Genomic DNA, 15,546 nt, shown 5'->3' with positions numbered 1-15,546 from the left:
TTTGGTGAGCGGTACTGCCAGCCTTGCACCATGGAGCTGACGGGCAATGTCGTGCTGGTGACCGGGGGAGGCAGTGGGATCGGCCGCGGCCTGGCCGAATCGTTGCACCGCCTGGGCAACCGGATCATCATCGCGGGGCGGCGCCGCGAGGTCCTGCAAGCCGCCGTGGCCGCCAACCCGGGCATGGAACATCTGCAATTCGATCAAAGCGACCCGACCAGCGCCGGCCGGCTGGCCGCGGAGGTGGCTCGTCGCCATCCCGGGCTGAACGTCGTGATCAACAACGCGGGAATCATGCGCACCGAGAACCTGCTGGCGGATGACACCACCGCGGCGGAGGCGATCGTGGCGGTCAACCTGCTCGGGCCTTTAAGACTCACCGCGTCGCTGCTGCCCACCCTGCTCACGCAGCCGGACGCCGCGATCATCAACGTCACCTCCGCCCTTGCGTTCGTACCCAAGGCGGTCGCGCCGACGTATTGCGCGACCAAAGCGGCGCTGCACTCCTACACCGAGTCGCTGCGCCACCAGCTGCGCGACACGGCGGTTCAGGTGATCGAGATCGTCCCGCCCCGGGTGGAGACAGGCATTCAGCGTGGTCTTGGACCTGCGCGCCATGTGATGACGCTGGATTCCTTTGTCGCCGAGGTCATTTCGTGGTTGCGATCGGAGCCGGACGCCACCGAGGTGGTGGTCGATGCCGCCCGGCGTGTACGGTTCGCCGCGCGCGACGGCTGCTACGACGAGACCTTCGATGTCATCAATCAGCCGACCGCGCAGTCGAAATAGCGGAGGATCGCCATGCAACTCGGAATCGGATTGCCGAGCCACATCGCCCATGTGCGCGGGTCGTTGACGGTGCCTTGGTCCCGCCGGGCGGAACAACGGGGATTCGCGGGCCTGGCCACCATCGACCGGCTGGTCTACGAGAGCCTCGATTCGATCGTCGCATTGTCCCTCGCCGCAGGCGCGACCAGTGAAATCGGTTTGATCACAAACGTTTTGCTGGCACCCCTCTATCCGGCCGCGCTGCTCGCCAAGCAGCTCGCCACCATCGCGGAGGTCACCGACAACCGGCTGATGGTGGGTCTGGGTGTGGGTAACCGGACCGACGACTATGTGGCGGCTGGCGTGGACTTCCGTCGGCGGGGGCGCGTTCTGGACGAGACGGTGGGATTGTTGGGCGAGGCGTGGCGCACCACGCCGGTCACCGGCGACAAGGCGCTGTGCCCGCGCCCGTTGCGCATCCCCATTCTGTTCGGGGGACGGTCGGAGGCGACCATGCGCCGGGTCGTGACGATGGGTGACGGCTGGTCTGCCGGCGCCCTGCGCGACTACGACAATCAGGCGTCATTCGCCGATCGGGCACGCGCGGCGTGGCGGGAGGCGGGCCGGCCCGGGCAGCCGCGACTGCACGCCAGCGTGAACTTCGCGTTCGGTGGTGACGAAGCCGTCCGACTCGGCCGGGAGCACCTGCAGCGCTACTACGGATTCAAACCGGACTACGCGGCTCTCAACGTCGCCGACATGCTGACCACCCCGGAGGACGCGGCGGCCACCGTGCGCGCTTACCGCGACCTCGGTTTCGACGGGCTAATCTTTCATCCCTCCGTCGGCGCCATCGATCAGGTGGATCGCCTTGCCGACGCCGTTCTCTGAACGGGCGCTGCACGAGAGGAGTTTGCGCAGGGCTTGGCGAGCTCATGGAGCGTTGTTCGAATAGCTCGTGCCCCGGGACCGCGGAGGCAGTCGGGAGCTGCCCGAACAATTTTCAGAGCGCTTGGCGCTTTGGGACCAGGCGTCGTCCAGATCGCGCGCGGTTTCTCTACCAGGTGCGTGCAGCTTGCAGTGCCACTGCGACTTGGGCCAGCCAGAAATTGTCGGCCAGCGGTCGTCCGGTGAGTTCGGCGAATCGGCGCAATCGGTAGTTGATGGTGTTGCGGTGACAATGCAGTTCGTCGGCGGTAGCCGAGACGGACTGGCCGCGCTGTAGCCAGGTGTCGACCGTGGTGAGGAGTGGCTCGCGCCGCTCGGCTGGCAACTCGAGTACCGGTCCCAGTGTGGTTGTCACGACGGATGCGGCCGCGTCTGGCGAGCTGGCGAGCAAGACTGCGATGACGTCGCGGTTGTAGCGAGTACTCGGGCGACTCTTCGACGAGGCTGACATAGCGACTTGAGCTTGAGCGCGGGCTTTTGAACAGTCGGCGATGTCGGTGAAGGGGCTGCTGAGGCCAATCATGATGGGGATGTCGGTGCAGATGGTAGCGGCGATGGTGTCCAGCGCGTCCACGCGGTTTCGTCGAAGCGAGACGACCCCCAATTGCGAGTGGGACGTGAGACGAAACCACGAGTCCTGAACCGCGGGGTGCGCCGAGATCAGCGTCTCGATGTCGGGAGGCGAATGCTCCACCGAAGGCTCAGCGCTGGTTGCCGAGATGATCGTGAGCTGCCCCGTCCGCGGGAGACCGAGGGCGGCGACCGCGTCCCAGAACGCTGCCCCGACGCTGGATTCGTTGAACAGGACCGTATCGAGCAGGGCGGCGCGAACTTGTTCGTTGCGTCGCGCGTCGCGGATGTCGATTTCGCGGAAAACCGCGTGTGCGCGAAGCGAATTGGCGTTCATCCAGGCGAAGATGGACGGTGTCGCCGCGATGAGGGCTTCCTTTTCGATTTCCCCGGTGTCCGCCAGGCGTGCGAGCTCGTCCCAGATGGTCGCCGCGCCGAGGCGGTACGCGTGCAACAGACTTGACTGCGTCAGACCTTGGCTGGCGCGGTGATGAATGGCGGAGTCGAAGCTGTGGTGGCCGGGGTCAGTGCCTCGGTCGATCCATTCGAGCATTTCGTCGAGGTACTCGGCGATGTTGCCCCTAACGGTCTTGCCGTTGTCGTCGTCGACGGGCAAATAGTCGGGTACTTCAGCGCGCAGCCGGGCGAGGACCTTGGTCACGATTGCGCCCGACTGTTGTCGCACGCGATTGGTGAGCACGGTCAGCGGTCGTTGCTGCAACATGTAGCGGATCGTAAATCGCCGCGCGCCCCGTTGTGCCCCGGCACAGGTTTCGTGATCGTAAATCTGGGCTGCCGTTCATTGTGCAGTCCACACTGAACGATCACGCTTCTTGCTGTGAACGCCCCCTCCGATCAGACCATCGTTTTGGTGCACGGCCTGTGGATGACGCCGCTTGCGTGGGAGGACTGGGTTGCCCGTTACCGCGCCAGGGGATTCGCCGTTTTGACGCCGGGCTACCCGGGTGTGGCGCCCGGCCCGACAGGGGTCGCCGCGCTACGCGAGGACCCCTCTCCGCTGGCCGACCTTGGGGTGCGGGAAGTCTTCGATCACCTCGCCGAGGTCATCGGCGAACTGAGCGAACCGCCGATACTGATGGGCCACTCGTTCGGCGGCACGTTCGTGCAGCTGCTGCTCGACGCGGGTTACGGGCGGGCCGGCGTGTCCATCGACGGCGCCGGCGTCAAGGGCATCCAAGTGCTGCCGTTCTCGGAAATCCGGGCTACGTTTCCAGTATTGAGAAATCCCGGCAACGTCCACCGCGCTGTGCCCATCACGCCAGAGCAATTCCACTACGCCTTCACCAACACGCTCACCGAATCCGAATCTCAGGTCGCCTATGAGCGGTACGCGGTTCCGGTACCGGCGCGCATCTTGTTCCAGGGCGGCCTGGCCAACGTCACACCCCATGCGGCCACCACCTACAACTTCGCCAACGACGACCGCGCGCCGCTGCTGTTCATCGCCGGCGGCCACGACCACATCCTGCCGCCCGCGGTGCAGCACGAGAACTACACGACAAACGTCGAACACTCGGCCGCGGTCACCGCCTACAAGCTCTTCCCTGATCGAGACCACTTCACCTGCGGCGCACCGGGATGGGAAGAAGTCGCCGACTTCGCCTTGAACTGGGCGCTGAGCCCCGTGCCCGGGGAACTCGACTGACTCCTTTCACCACTTCGAACGAAAGCAACGGCCACCCATGACCACAGTGCGCGACGCCATCCTCGACCTGTTCCGCTCGCACAATTTGACCACCTGGTTCGGCAATCCCGGCTCGTCGGAATTAGCGCTGCTGCAAGACTTTCCCGATGACTTCCGCTACTTCCTGGGCCTGCAGGAGATGATCCCGGTCGGGATGGCCGACGCCTACGCGCAAGTCACCCGCCGTCCCGCCGTGGTCAACCTGCATACCGCCCCTGGCATGGGTAACGCGCAAGGCCAGATCTACAACGCCTACGTCAACAAGACGCCGCTGATCATCACCGCGGGCAACCAGCGCCGCAACATGCAGAACCAGTACTGCCTGCTGACCAATCACGAACCCACCACAACACCAAAGCCGTTCGTGAAGTGGGCCGCCGAGCCGGCGACCGCCAGCGAGTCCCCGGCGGTGCTGGCCCGGGCGATCCACCTGGCCACCACCCCGCCGATGGGCCCGGTGTTCGTCTCGCTGCCGATGGACGACATGCCGATCGAACTGACCGACGGCCAGCTCGCCGACATCGCGGTGGTGCGCGATCGCACCGTGACCCACGCAACGGGCTTTCCGACCGAGTTGGCCGAGCAGGTCGGCGCACAACTCGACGCCGCCGCGTCGCCGGCGATCATCGTCGGCGGCGATATCGACCGCTACGACGCCTATGACGCGGTGATCGAGCTGGCCGAGCGCACCGAATCGCCGGTGTTCACCGCACCATTGACCGGCTGGAGCGGTTTCCCGGAGAATCACCGGCTCTATCACGGCGCGCTGCCCCCGGGGGCGGGCTGGATCTCCGGGCTTCTCGCGGGCCACGACCTGATCCTCACGATCGGGACGCCGGTGTTCCGCTATTACCCGTTGGTGCCCGGGCCGTACCTGCCGAGCGGCGCACGGTTGATCCAGATCACCAACGATCCCGACGAGGCCGCCCGCGCCCCCGTCGGTGACGCGATCGTCGCCGACATTCGCGCCGCCACTCGGGCCCTGGCGGCGGCGGTCAAACCCACCCGGCGCTCCGCACCCGCGCCACGCGCCGCAGCACCGGAACGGGTCTCGGAGCAGGTGCCGCTCAAGCCCGCGGATCTGTGGACCGCCGTCGCTCACGCCGCACCCGCGGACACCCTGTGGGTCAGCGAAGCGGGCAGCAACGAGATCGTCATGACCGAAAGCATCCGCCCGGGCAATCCGCGGTCACATCTGTCGGCCGCCGGTGGCGGACTCGGCTGGGGGCTGCCGGCATCGGTCGGTGCTCAAATTGCGGCACCCGACCGACCGGTCGTGTCGTTGATGGGCGACGGCTCCATCCACTACGCGATCACCGCGCTGTGGAGCGCGGCACGCTACAACATCCCGCTCACCGTGGTGGTGGCGTCCAACGCCGAATACGGCGTGGTCAAAGAATTCGGCGTCTGGGAAAAGACCCCGAACGTCCCGGGGCTCGACATCCCCGGCCTCGACATCGTGGGAACCGCGGCCAGTTACGGCGTCGACGCCCACGAAGCACACAGCTCCGACGAAGTGTACGAACTGGTCAAGGCCGGCATTGCCGACCGCGACCGACCCACCCTGATCAACGCCCGCACGACACCCGTGCCCGCGGGATTCGGCAGCTAGGAGACATCTGGTGGATGGCACGATCATTTCGGCGTTCGCCGCGGCGCTTCAGGGTCGCGACGCGGTGGCCGCCGACGAGGCCACCCTGGCCGAAAACACCAAAGATTACTGGGGTTTTGGCCAACAACCGGGTCTGGTGTTGCGCCCGCGCAGTCGCGACGACGTCGTCGCCGCAGTCAAAGTTGCTGCTGAACATCACGTTTCGTTGGTCACGCGCGCCGGCGCATCGAACTGCAGCGCCGGAGTCATGGCCGGCGCGGACCGCGTGGTGATCGATCTGACACGGATGCATCAGATCCTCGACATCAACCCGGCAGCTCGCACGGCTCGGGTCCAGCCCGGTGTCATCAACTTTGATCTGCAGCAGCAGCTAGCCCCACACAAACTGGTGTTCTCACCCGACCCGGTGTCGGCGCATCTGGCGAGCGTCGGCGGCAACATCATCGAAAACGCCGGTGGGCCACACGCTCTCAAGTACGGCGTTACCTACAACCACGTCCTCAGCGTCGAAGCGGTTCTTGCTGATGGCACCGTGATCAACCTCAGCGCGGCCGACGATGGCCCGGATCTGCTCGGTGTGCTGATCGGGTCGGAAGGTACCCTTGCGATCCTCACGGAGGCGACCGTCGCGTTGCGCCCCATTGCGCCGGTCACTCGCAGCCTGATGGGCAGCTTCAACACCGCCCGGGAGGCTGCCGAAACCATCTCCGCGATCATCCGGACCGGGACCGTGCCCGCGGCGGTCGAATGGCTCGACCGAGCGGGCATCAACGGCCTGCAGCAGTTCACCGACACCGGCTATCCCACTGACGCGGACGCGATCGTGCTCATCGACGTCGACGGGACCGCCGCCGAGGTCGACCGCGACGGCGTGATCGTCGAAAAGGTCTTGCGACAACACGCCACCGAGGTGCGCCGCGCCGATGACGACGACGCCCGCGCCAAGCTCTGGTACGGGCGCCTGCACGCCCCAGACGCCGTCGTGCACAGCGGCAAAGGCTTCTTCATCGGCGACGTCACCGTTCCGCGCCAACACATTCCGGAGATGCAGCAGGCAATCCAGGACGCCGCCAAACGACACTCGGACGCCCTGCTGTTCATCGCGGTGACCGGACATGCCGGAGACGGGGACCTCCACCCGACCACGTTCTACGACAAGGAGAACCCCGACGCGCCCGCGGCTTTGGAGGCCGCCAACAACGAAATCATCGAAGCGGCATTGAAGCTGGATGGCACCATCACCGGCGAGCACGGCGTCGGGACGGAGAAAATCCAATTCATGACCAAACGCTTCACCCCGGTCGAGATCGCCGCCCAACGTATCCTCAAGCAGGTCTTCGATCCCGCGCACACGTTCAACCCCGGCATCATGCTGCCCGAACCGTCATCGGAAGAACCCCCGCTGCCTGCGTTCGAGGCCGCCGTGCGCGCGGCGCTCGAAGGTCATCCGAACTCTGCACCGCACGACGACGGCGACGACACCGCGGTAGAGGTCAACACCGGCAACCTGAACCTGGTGGTCGGCGCCGCGGTCGCCCTCGGCGACCTCTCGCGCAAACTCCACGAGCAAGGTGTGACCTGCCCGGCCATCCCAACGGAGGGCCTCGGCCGCACCGTCGGCGAACTGATCGCCAACGCGACCGGCCAGGAACGTCTCGAGGTGCGCCACGGGCTGCTCGGCGTCGAGGTCGTCCTCCCCGACGGTGCCGTCGCGGCCCGCTTCGGCGGCCAGAACATGAAAGACGTCGCAGGCTACGACACCAAACGGCTGTTCATCGGCGGCGGAAACGCATTCGGGACGATCACCAGCGCCGTCTTCAAGATTACGGTCGCACGGTGACACTGCTCGTGAGCTGACCCAGACTGATGTCCTGGCAGATGCATGCCATCGCTACCTACGGGCGACTCGTCCGTCGACCTCGCACCTATGCCACTGCGCGAAGCGCGCGTGCTTATCTCAATCGGCCCAAGAAAAGCGGCGGACCACCCTCTCGGATCGCGACGTCAGCTCGTTACCATCTGACCAGCGCCACTGTGGGCGGGTTCGGTTGCTACACAGTGCAATCGACGAGCAGTATGCCGATTCCTACCCGCGGTCCGTCGGTGGTCTACGTCCACGGGGGCGCCTACGTCAACCAGATCGCGCCCGCGCACTGGAAACTCGTCTGCGCGATCGCCGACGCGACCCGGCGCCCTGTGCACGTCCCCCTCTACGGACTCGCGCCGCAGCACCGTGCCGAAGAAGCGATCGACTTCCTCGGGCACGTGATCGGCCGAGCCGCGCATGACGGGCCCACCTATCTGGCCGGTGACTCCTCCGGCGCGGGCCTGGCGCTCGCCGCTACCCAGGCGACCATCAGCGCCGGAGCCACCCCGCCGCTCGGGCTAACCTTGATCAGTCCGTGGCTCGACATCGCACTGACCAATCCCGCCATCCCCACCCTCGCCAAACGCGACCCCTGGCTCGCGGCTGCCGGCCTGCGCGAGTGCGGCCGCGTATGGGCCGGACACCTCCCGGCGGACGACCACCGGGTCAGCCCCATCTTCGGTGCGCTGCACAATCTTCCACCCATCGACCTCTACGTCGGCGACCGCGACATCTTCGTCGCCGACTGCCGTCGGCTGCGGGACAGCATCGGCACCGGCCGCATTGCCTACCGCGAGCAGCCCGGGGCGATTCACGTCTACCCGCTGCTGCCCGTTCCGGAAGCCAAGCCCGCACGCCGTTCACTGCTCAGCCACATCGACGCCGCCCTCGGCATCGTTAAGTGAGGAAATTTGACGAGTCGCACGCTCACCCTCCCGCACACCACCACACTGGAGGGCGTGCGTTTCACGACGCTGGTGGCGCTGCCCAATCTGGCCGAGGGCCTCTTTAGCCGCCGACCCGCGGTAACCGCTGCGCTCAACCGAGCCGGTGTGGCCCGCCGCGCACACCGGCTGCTCACTACGCTGCATCGGCGCTACGGTGATGGACCGATCTGGGTGAAAGTGGGAAGCAAGCCGACACTGCTCGTCTTCGGCCCCGATCAGATCCGCTTCGTACTCTCCCACGCGCCAGAGCCTTTCGCGTCCGACCCCGAACCCAAACTCTCCGGAATGAACAAATTCCAGCCACACGCCCTGACCATCTCACGAGGCGACCATTGGTCCGACCGCCGCCGATTCACCGAGGCTGTGCTAGCGCACGCCGCTGGTAGCGGCGCGGCCGCCCGCCGCTGCGACACGGTCGCGGAGCAGGAAGCCCGAGCCATGCCCGACAACCTTGACTGGCCACTGTTTCATAGCGTGATACGGCGAATCGCGCGCCGAATCATTCTCGGCGACAACGCAGCTGACGACCGACAAATATCGGCGCAACTCGTGACGCTGATGGCCAAAGCCAATCCGCCCGGCAGGGGAGACCCCGAGCTTTTCGACATCTTCCTGACCGCGCTGAGCCGCTACGTTCAAGCCGCGGACGCACACAGCCTGGTCGGACAGTTCGCCGCGGCGCCCGCCTCCGAGATCACGTACCCGACCCATCAAGTCATCCACTGGATGTTCGCGATGGGTGACACCCTGGCCATCAATCTCTGGCGTTGTCTAGCGCTGCTGGCCACACACCCCGAGATTCTCCTCAACGCGCAGAACGCAATCGACGAACACAGTGCCCACGACTACCTCGTGGGCTGCCTATCCGAGGCGATGCGCCTCTGGCCCAGCACCCCCGTCTTGGCGCGAACCCTCACCGGGCCCACCGAGTGGGACGGCGAGATCGTGCCCGCGGGAACACAAGTCATGATCGTCAACACCTTCAACCACCGCGACACCAGCCGTTTCCCCGGGGCCGATCAGTTCAATCCCACAGCGTGGACCCAAGGGCCCGCCCAATCGTCGTGGTCATTCAACTTCTTCAGTCACGGCCCGCAAGCATGCCCGGGCGCCGACCTAGCGCGGCGAATCGGCGTCGCCGTATTGACTGCCGTGCTCGGCGAGCGCAGCCCGGCGGCGACCGGTGTCAAACTGGACCCACACCGACCGCTGCCACTCACGCTCGACCACTCGCGTGTCGGCATTCGATTGAGACGCACACCGGGCCACAAAGTCCGATAACGACTGGACCCCTGTGACGGGCTCACCTCATTCACGTTAGCCAAACCCCCGCCGCCTGCGCCGATCAAGAAGCCCGGCCACATCTGACTCGACCACATAGGCTTGACTCGATATCGAACCGATGTTCGAATAGAGGTCATGCGCTGGGCGGACCAGGCGATCGCGGTCAACGGGGAGCCGGTCGAGGACGGTGCGCTGCCGGGGCTGCAGCGGATCGGCCTGGTCCGCAGTGTGCGCGCCCCGCAGTTCGAGGGGATCACCTTCCACGAGGTGCTGTGCAAGTCCGCGCTCAACAAGGTGCCGGGCGCTTCTGCGCTGCCGTTCCGGTACACCGTCAACGGCTACCGGGGCTGCTCGCACGCGTGCCGCTACTGCTTCGCCCGGCCCACCCACGAATACCTGGACCTCGACTGCGGCAACGACTTCGACAGCCAGGTCATCGTCAAGACCAACGTCGTCGAGGTGCTGCGCCGCGAGCTGCGCCGGCCGTCGTGGCGGCGCGAGACCGTCGCGCTGGGCACCAACACCGACCCCTACCAGCGGGCCGAGGGTCGCTACGCGCTGATGCCCGGCATCATCGGCGCCCTCGCCGAGTCCGGCACACCGCTGTCGATCCTCACCAAGGGCACCCTGCTGCGGCGCGACCTGCCCCTGATCGCCGATGCGGCGCAACACGTTCCGCTGTCGGTCGCGGTGTCGCTGGCCGTCGGTGACCCGGAGCTGCATCGGGACGTCGAGCCCGGCACGCCCACGCCGCAGGCGCGGCTGGGCCTGATCACCGCGATCCGCGAGGCGGGCCTGGACTGCCACGTGATGGTGGCGCCGGTGCTGCCGTACCTGACCGACTCCGTCGAGCATCTCGATGGCCTGCTGGGCCAGATCGCGGCGGCCGGCGCCACCGGTGTCACGGTCTTCGGCCTGCACCTGCGCGGCTCGACCCGGGGCTGGTTCATGTCCTGGCTGGGTGGCTCGCATCCGGAGTTGGTGGGCCGCTACCGCGAGCTGTACCGGCGCGGCGCGTACCTGCCGCCCGGTTACCGCGAGATGCTGCGGGCGCGGGCCGCGCCGCTGATCGCGAAATACCGGCTGGGCGGCGAGCAGCGCTCGTTCCGCCGGCCCGTCGTGGCGGCGCCGCCGGAGCCGGAAAGCGTTCAGGCGACGCTGTTTTGATTCAGGCCGGCCTGTCTCGGCGCGGCTTGGTCAGCGTGAACCGGTCCACCACGGTCACTTCGCCGAACGGCCCGCTCAGCGCGTAATGGGTGGCCTTGATCGAGGTGTCGCCGCCGGGTTGGCCCGGGTCGACGTCGAACGCCGCGAAGCCGTAGGGATTGTCGCGGTCTCGGAAGGCGGACCACGGTGCGTCCTCCAGAACGTAGATCGGTGCCTTGCGCCCCAGCCCGGGGTCGAACGCGGCGACCCCGGTCAACACCCGGCAGCGCGGCTCGGCGAAGAAGAAGCCGTTGCTGGGCGCGGACGTGCCGCCGCCGCCGATGACGACGTGCACCGTCCCCTTGGTCGGGTCGATGACGTCGGTGCGGGTGTCCACCGGTATCGGCGTTCGGGTGTCGGTCTGCTGCGTGCCGCGCAACGGATGCGATCGCTCGTAATGGTGTTCGTGGCCGCACACCACGAGGTCGACCTGGTGCTGGTCGAACAGCGGGAGCCATTCCTCGCGGATCCCCAGGTCGGCGCCGTTGGCGGGCGCGTCGGCGGTGGAGATCGCAGTCTGGTGCATGCACACGACGATCCAGTCGATGTCCGGGTCCCGCCGGGCGGCGACGAGTTCGGCTGCCAGCCAACGCTTTTGCTCTCCGCCCGAGTAGCCGTGCACGTAGAAGTTGCCGCCGTCCTGAAACGCCACATCGTCGTTGTTCAGGCTGATCACCCGCACCGAGCCGGCGGTGAATGAATACCACAGCCCTCGCGTTTCGGGGCTCGATCCCGAGTCGGGCACCGCGAAATACGTCTGATAGGCGGCGTAACCGACTGGGCCATTGCCCAATTCGTTCTCGTGATTGCCCGCCGCGGGCATCCACGGCCGGTAGCGAGCCGATCGGGTGTTGTTGTCGAACCACGCCGACCACGTGCGGATCCGGTCCTGCGCGAGGTTGGCGTAGCACAGGTCGCCGTTGACCAGGTTGAACAGGGGCGCCATGCGTTCGATCGCCAGGGTGGTGTCGGCGGACGCGGGCGATCCGATGTTGTCCGTGCCGTAGGTGCCGTCGGGCATCCGCTCCAGTGTCGGCGTGGACTGGTCGCCGAAGCTGGTGAAGCGGAAGGGTTTACGTCCCGACGGCGCGGTGCGGAAGGTGCCCATCTCCGGCTCCGCGCCGTCGTGCACGGCGGCGTACACGTAGTCGGAGTCCGGGGTCAGGTCCGTCAGGCGGGCGTGGTTGACGCGGACCTCGGTGTTGGACTTGGCATCGCGGTAGGTGCGGGTTTCGGCCGCGACCGTGCGCCCGAGGCCCGACGTCGGCGTGCCGAGCATGACGCGTGGGTTGCGGACCGCGTCGACGGTGTGCCAGGACACCACGGCCTCGGTGCCGGCGTGCCGCCCGAATTGCAGGTGCAGCCCGGTCACCGGCGGCGCGCCGTTGCGGCTGGGCTGATACCAGAGCGCGGGCGCGCTGGGGTGCGACCACACCAGGGTGGCCCCGCCCCCGACGCCCGCGCCGAGGGCGGCCGAGACCGCGCTGGTGGTCAACAACCTGCGGCGGCTGATGCCGGGGGCCGGATCGTTGCCTCGGGGGGCGGGATCGTCGGCCACCCCTGCTTCATACCCGAAGTCGGTGAACGCCGCCGGAACGGCGGCCGCTAGGCGGTCGCCGCGGGCACGGGCGCACAGCACGGAGCGCTATTCGTGCGTAGTGCCGTAACGAATTGGGTAGCGTTTTCGATATGACGAACGTGCGAATAGTGACCACGGGGGTCGCGGCGGCGGCGTTTGCGGCCGCCGCAGCGGTGGCCGTCACGCCCGCGACCTCATCGGCGGACCCGGCCGGCCACCAGGTGACCTACACCATCACCGCCACCGGCAACCTCACCGGCAACGTCCGCTACATGAACACCGATCCGCCCAGCCAGGCGGCGTTCAACGCCAACTCCTCGCAGTACCTGAACAGCGTGCAGACGGCGTTCGCCGCAAATCAGCCGCTGGTCTACAACACGACGCTGAACGACCCGAATCAGTGGGCGTTCGTCAACGCGAGCGGCGGGTGCCACTGGCCGGACTGCGATTCGTCGAACACCCCGCAGATTCAGTGCCAGATCGCCGTCGACGGCCAGGTCGTGGTGACGCAGAGCGCCACCACCGGGGTCACCTGCTCCACGCGACCCTGGTGAGCCGGCCGACGCCGGTTCGCCGATAGCGAACACCGCGCCGCCGGGCGCGGTTCAGTGGCGCACCCGCAGCGCGAGGTAGTACTCGTGGTGGCGGGTGTTGTCGACGGTGTAGCCCACGGCGTTGGTCACCCCGTCGTGGTCGGACTCCAGCCAGCGTTCGGTGTGCTGGCGTTCGAATTCGGTCCACGATGGCACCGTGAAGCGCTCGAGCACCGTGTCGGGATGTTCCAGGCTGTGATACAGCCCCCAGCTGTGGCCGCCCGTTCGCAGCCGTGAGCGCCGCACCGCGCTCATCGCCTTGACGAAGTCTTGGAGGGTGTCGGTCGCGACGCGATAGCGCACGGTCACCAGGACGGGCCCGTCGTTGGGGCACGGTTCGAAGACGACCATGGGTGACGGCCAGGCCCGCGAGATGTCGCGGCTCAGCTTCCCGGTTTCCGGCCGCAGCCCGAGCGGGACGACGCTCAGCGCGGTGACGCTCAGCAGCACCGCCGCCACGGTCAACGCCACGCCCAGTCCTTCGCGCGTGGCGACGACACCCCACAGATACGACCCGAGCGCCTGTGAGCCGGTGAAGACCAGCAGGTACATCGCCAACCCGCGGGCGCGCACCCAGCGCGGCAGATGCAGCTGCGCCGCGGCGTTCAACGTTGTCAGCGTGATCAGCCAGGTCATCCCCGACAACACCAGGAACGGCGCCGCCGCGGCGAACGGCAGAAAGACCACCGCGAGCGTGGCGGCGCCGTATGCGGCGGCGCACCCCGCCAGCAGTGTGTTGGGCGGCACCTTCTGGCGTAGCGGCGCGGGGACCGCGACGGCCAGCACGGCGCCGACACCGATGGCGCCCAGCGCCAGACCGTAGCCGCCGGCCCCCAGGTGCCAGGTGTCGGCGGCCGTCACGGGCAGCAGCGCCAGCAGGGCCGAGGCGGGGAAGACGAAAAGGGCTGCGCGCAGCAGGATCCGGCGGTAGATCGGACCGTTGACCACATAGGCCAGTCCCGTCAGGATCGCCTGGCCGAGGTGTTCTCGCTCGATGGGCGCGATCTGCTTGGGTCGCTGCCACGCCGCCAAGGCGACGATGATGCCCACGAACGAGATCGCGTTGATCGCGAAGACCGCCGCCGGACCGGTCACCGCCAGCACGATGCCGCCGATCGCGGGCCCGACCACCCTGGCGACGTTGACCGAGACGCTGGCCAACGTCGCCGCGGCGGTGATCTGCTCGCGGGGGACGACCTCGGGCTGGATCGCCTGCCAGGCAGGCGCCGTGATCGCGGAGGCGACGCCGATGGCCAGGGTGAACAGCAGCAGAGCCGTCGGGGTGAGGTGGCCGAAGTAGGTCAGTCCTGCCAGCGCGAGCGCCACCAACACCGCATACGACTGCAGGACGATCAGCAACCGTCGCTGGTCGAATACGTCGGCGAGCGCGCCGGAAAACAGTGCCAACACCAGCGTCGGCCCTAGGCTAGCGGTCTGGACCAATGCCACGACGGTGGCGCTGCTGCCGCCCTCCACCAAGACCCATTGCGCGGCCACACTTTGCATCCAGGTGCCCACGTTGGAGACGAACTGCGCGACGAACAGCGCACGGAAAACCTGGTTGCGCAACGGTGCCCACGCCGACACCTCCGCGGCGTCGGTGCGCTCCTGCGTCATATCCGACATACGGGCAACGCCTTTCGCGTCGTGCGGCGGGGTAGAAGTCTAGGGCACGCACCTGACCCGCGCACGACCTAGCGGTGGTCGTGAGCGCGGCGGAGCCGGGCGAAGCGGGCCGCCGCCATGGGACGAGCGGCGTCACCGCCGGGTGGGGAGTTGCCGAAACTGCAGGCGGACTAACCCAGACTCGGGGCGGAGAAGGTGTCGCACTGCTTGGGGTCGCCGGTCTGGTAGCCGACGGTGAACCAGTGCTGCCGCTGCTCCGACGAGCCGTGCGTCCACGACTCCGGGTTGACCCGCCCGGTCGCTTCCTTCTGAATCCGGTCGTCGCCCACCGACGCCGCGGCCGACAGCGCGTCTTGGATGTCCTGGTCGCTCAAGGGCTGCAGGTACGGCACACCGGTGCTCTCCTGCTTGACGGTCGACGCGTAGTGCGCCCAGATGCCCGCGTAGCAGTCCGCCTGCAACTCCGTGCGCACGCCGTTGCCGCCGGCGCCCTTCGCCCCCTGCTGCGAGCGGCCCAGGACGCCCTGCAGCTGCTGCACGTGGTGGCCGTATTCGTGGGCGACCACGTACTCCTGGGCGAACGGCCCTCCGCTGGAACCGAATTTGTCGACCAGCTCCTGGAAGAAGTCGGTGTCGAAGTACGCGGTCTGGTCCACCGGGCAGTAGAACGGCCCCACCGCGGTGGTCGCCGGCCCGCAGCCGGTGTCGACCGAGCCGGTGAACAGCCGCACGTGCGGCCGGGTGTACCTCGGCATCAGCTGGTGCCAGACCGCGTCCACCGAGTTGCCCGTGGCGACCACGCGGCACTGCACGTACTTGTTGGCATCGGCGCCGGTCTTGC

At 67.4% G+C, this 15,546-nt stretch carries 13 protein-coding genes; 9 read left to right on the top strand and 4 right to left on the bottom strand.

The annotated features are described in order from the left end of the window. Positions 1 to 30 precede the first annotated feature (30 nt). Both A9X04_RS18360 and A9X04_RS18355 read left to right on the top strand, forming a co-directional pair. Positions 31 to 789, top strand: a complete 759-nt coding sequence (locus A9X04_RS18360) for an SDR family oxidoreductase (protein ID WP_067923449.1) — start codon at positions 31 to 33, stop codon at positions 787 to 789. A 12-nt stretch (positions 790 to 801) separates the two neighbouring features. Further along, positions 802 to 1,659 carry an LLM class flavin-dependent oxidoreductase gene (locus tag A9X04_RS18355; protein WP_067923446.1) on the top strand — a complete coding sequence of 286 codons (858 nt, stop codon included), beginning with the start codon at positions 802 to 804 and terminating at the stop codon, positions 1,657 to 1,659. A gap of 166 nt (positions 1,660 to 1,825) precedes the next feature. Here the strand turns inward: A9X04_RS18355 and A9X04_RS18350 are convergent, their stop codons facing one another. Further along, positions 1,826 to 2,986: a CdaR family transcriptional regulator gene (locus A9X04_RS18350; protein ID WP_197509221.1), complete on the bottom strand. Its 1,161-nt coding sequence runs from the start codon at positions 2,984 to 2,986 to the stop codon at positions 1,826 to 1,828. 138 nt (positions 2,987 to 3,124) lie between these two features. Here A9X04_RS18350 and A9X04_RS18345 point away from each other — a divergent pair, with 138 nt between their 5' ends. The 6 genes from A9X04_RS18345 (at position 3,125) to A9X04_RS18320 (ending at position 10,868) form a co-directional block, all read left to right on the top strand. Beyond that, on the top strand, positions 3,125 to 3,952 hold the full coding sequence (locus A9X04_RS18345; protein WP_082975088.1) for an alpha/beta hydrolase: 828 nt from the start codon (positions 3,125 to 3,127) through the stop codon (positions 3,950 to 3,952). Positions 3,953 to 3,989: 37 nt separating this feature from the next. Further along, positions 3,990 to 5,603 (top strand): benzoylformate decarboxylase, encoded by a 1,614-nt coding sequence (gene mdlC / locus A9X04_RS18340; protein ID WP_067923439.1) that lies wholly within the window; start codon positions 3,990 to 3,992, stop codon positions 5,601 to 5,603. A 10-nt stretch (positions 5,604 to 5,613) separates the two neighbouring features. Continuing rightward, entirely contained in the window at positions 5,614 to 7,443 is a 1,830-nt protein-coding gene (locus A9X04_RS18335; protein ID WP_369828971.1) for an FAD-binding oxidoreductase, read from the top strand. Between the two features lie 236 nt (positions 7,444 to 7,679). After that, positions 7,680 to 8,375, top strand: a complete 696-nt coding sequence (locus A9X04_RS18330) for an alpha/beta hydrolase fold domain-containing protein (RefSeq protein ID WP_197509220.1) — start codon at positions 7,680 to 7,682, stop codon at positions 8,373 to 8,375. 6 nt (positions 8,376 to 8,381) lie between these two features. Continuing rightward, positions 8,382 to 9,698 (top strand): cytochrome P450, encoded by a 1,317-nt coding sequence (locus A9X04_RS18325; protein WP_067923432.1) that lies wholly within the window; start codon positions 8,382 to 8,384, stop codon positions 9,696 to 9,698. Positions 9,699 to 9,836: 138 nt separating this feature from the next. Then, positions 9,837 to 10,868, top strand: a complete 1,032-nt coding sequence (locus A9X04_RS18320; protein ID WP_067923429.1) for an Rv2578c family radical SAM protein — start codon at positions 9,837 to 9,839, stop codon at positions 10,866 to 10,868. A 1-nt stretch (position 10,869) separates the two neighbouring features. On the opposite strand, the gene A9X04_RS18315 is transcribed toward A9X04_RS18320, so the two are convergent. After that, the gene (locus tag A9X04_RS18315) at positions 10,870 to 12,465 is read right to left on the bottom strand and encodes a metallophosphoesterase family protein (RefSeq protein WP_067923482.1); all 1,596 of its coding nucleotides are present in this window, start codon (positions 12,463 to 12,465) and stop codon (positions 10,870 to 10,872) included. 131 nt (positions 12,466 to 12,596) lie between these two features. Here A9X04_RS18315 and A9X04_RS18310 point away from each other — a divergent pair, with 131 nt between their 5' ends. Beyond that, positions 12,597 to 13,040 carry a hypothetical protein gene (locus A9X04_RS18310; protein WP_067923427.1) on the top strand — a complete coding sequence of 148 codons (444 nt, stop codon included), beginning with the start codon at positions 12,597 to 12,599 and terminating at the stop codon, positions 13,038 to 13,040. A 51-nt stretch (positions 13,041 to 13,091) separates the two neighbouring features. On the opposite strand, the gene A9X04_RS18305 is transcribed toward A9X04_RS18310, so the two are convergent. Beyond that, a complete protein-coding gene (locus A9X04_RS18305) occupies positions 13,092 to 14,705 on the bottom strand; it encodes an MFS transporter (protein WP_231985757.1) in 1,614 nt (537 codons plus the stop codon). Positions 14,706 to 14,875: 170 nt separating this feature from the next. Next, positions 14,876 to 15,546 (bottom strand): neutral zinc metallopeptidase (locus tag A9X04_RS18300; protein WP_067923422.1); only part of this gene is annotated, 671 nt, incomplete at its 5' end.

This window comes from Mycobacterium sp. E3247, assembly GCF_001667785.1.
In the GTDB taxonomy this organism is placed as follows: Bacteria; Actinomycetota; Actinomycetes; order Mycobacteriales; family Mycobacteriaceae; genus Mycobacterium.
The sequence above is the reverse complement of the archived record's forward strand: the minus strand, read 5'-3'. Positions and strand labels throughout refer to the sequence as shown.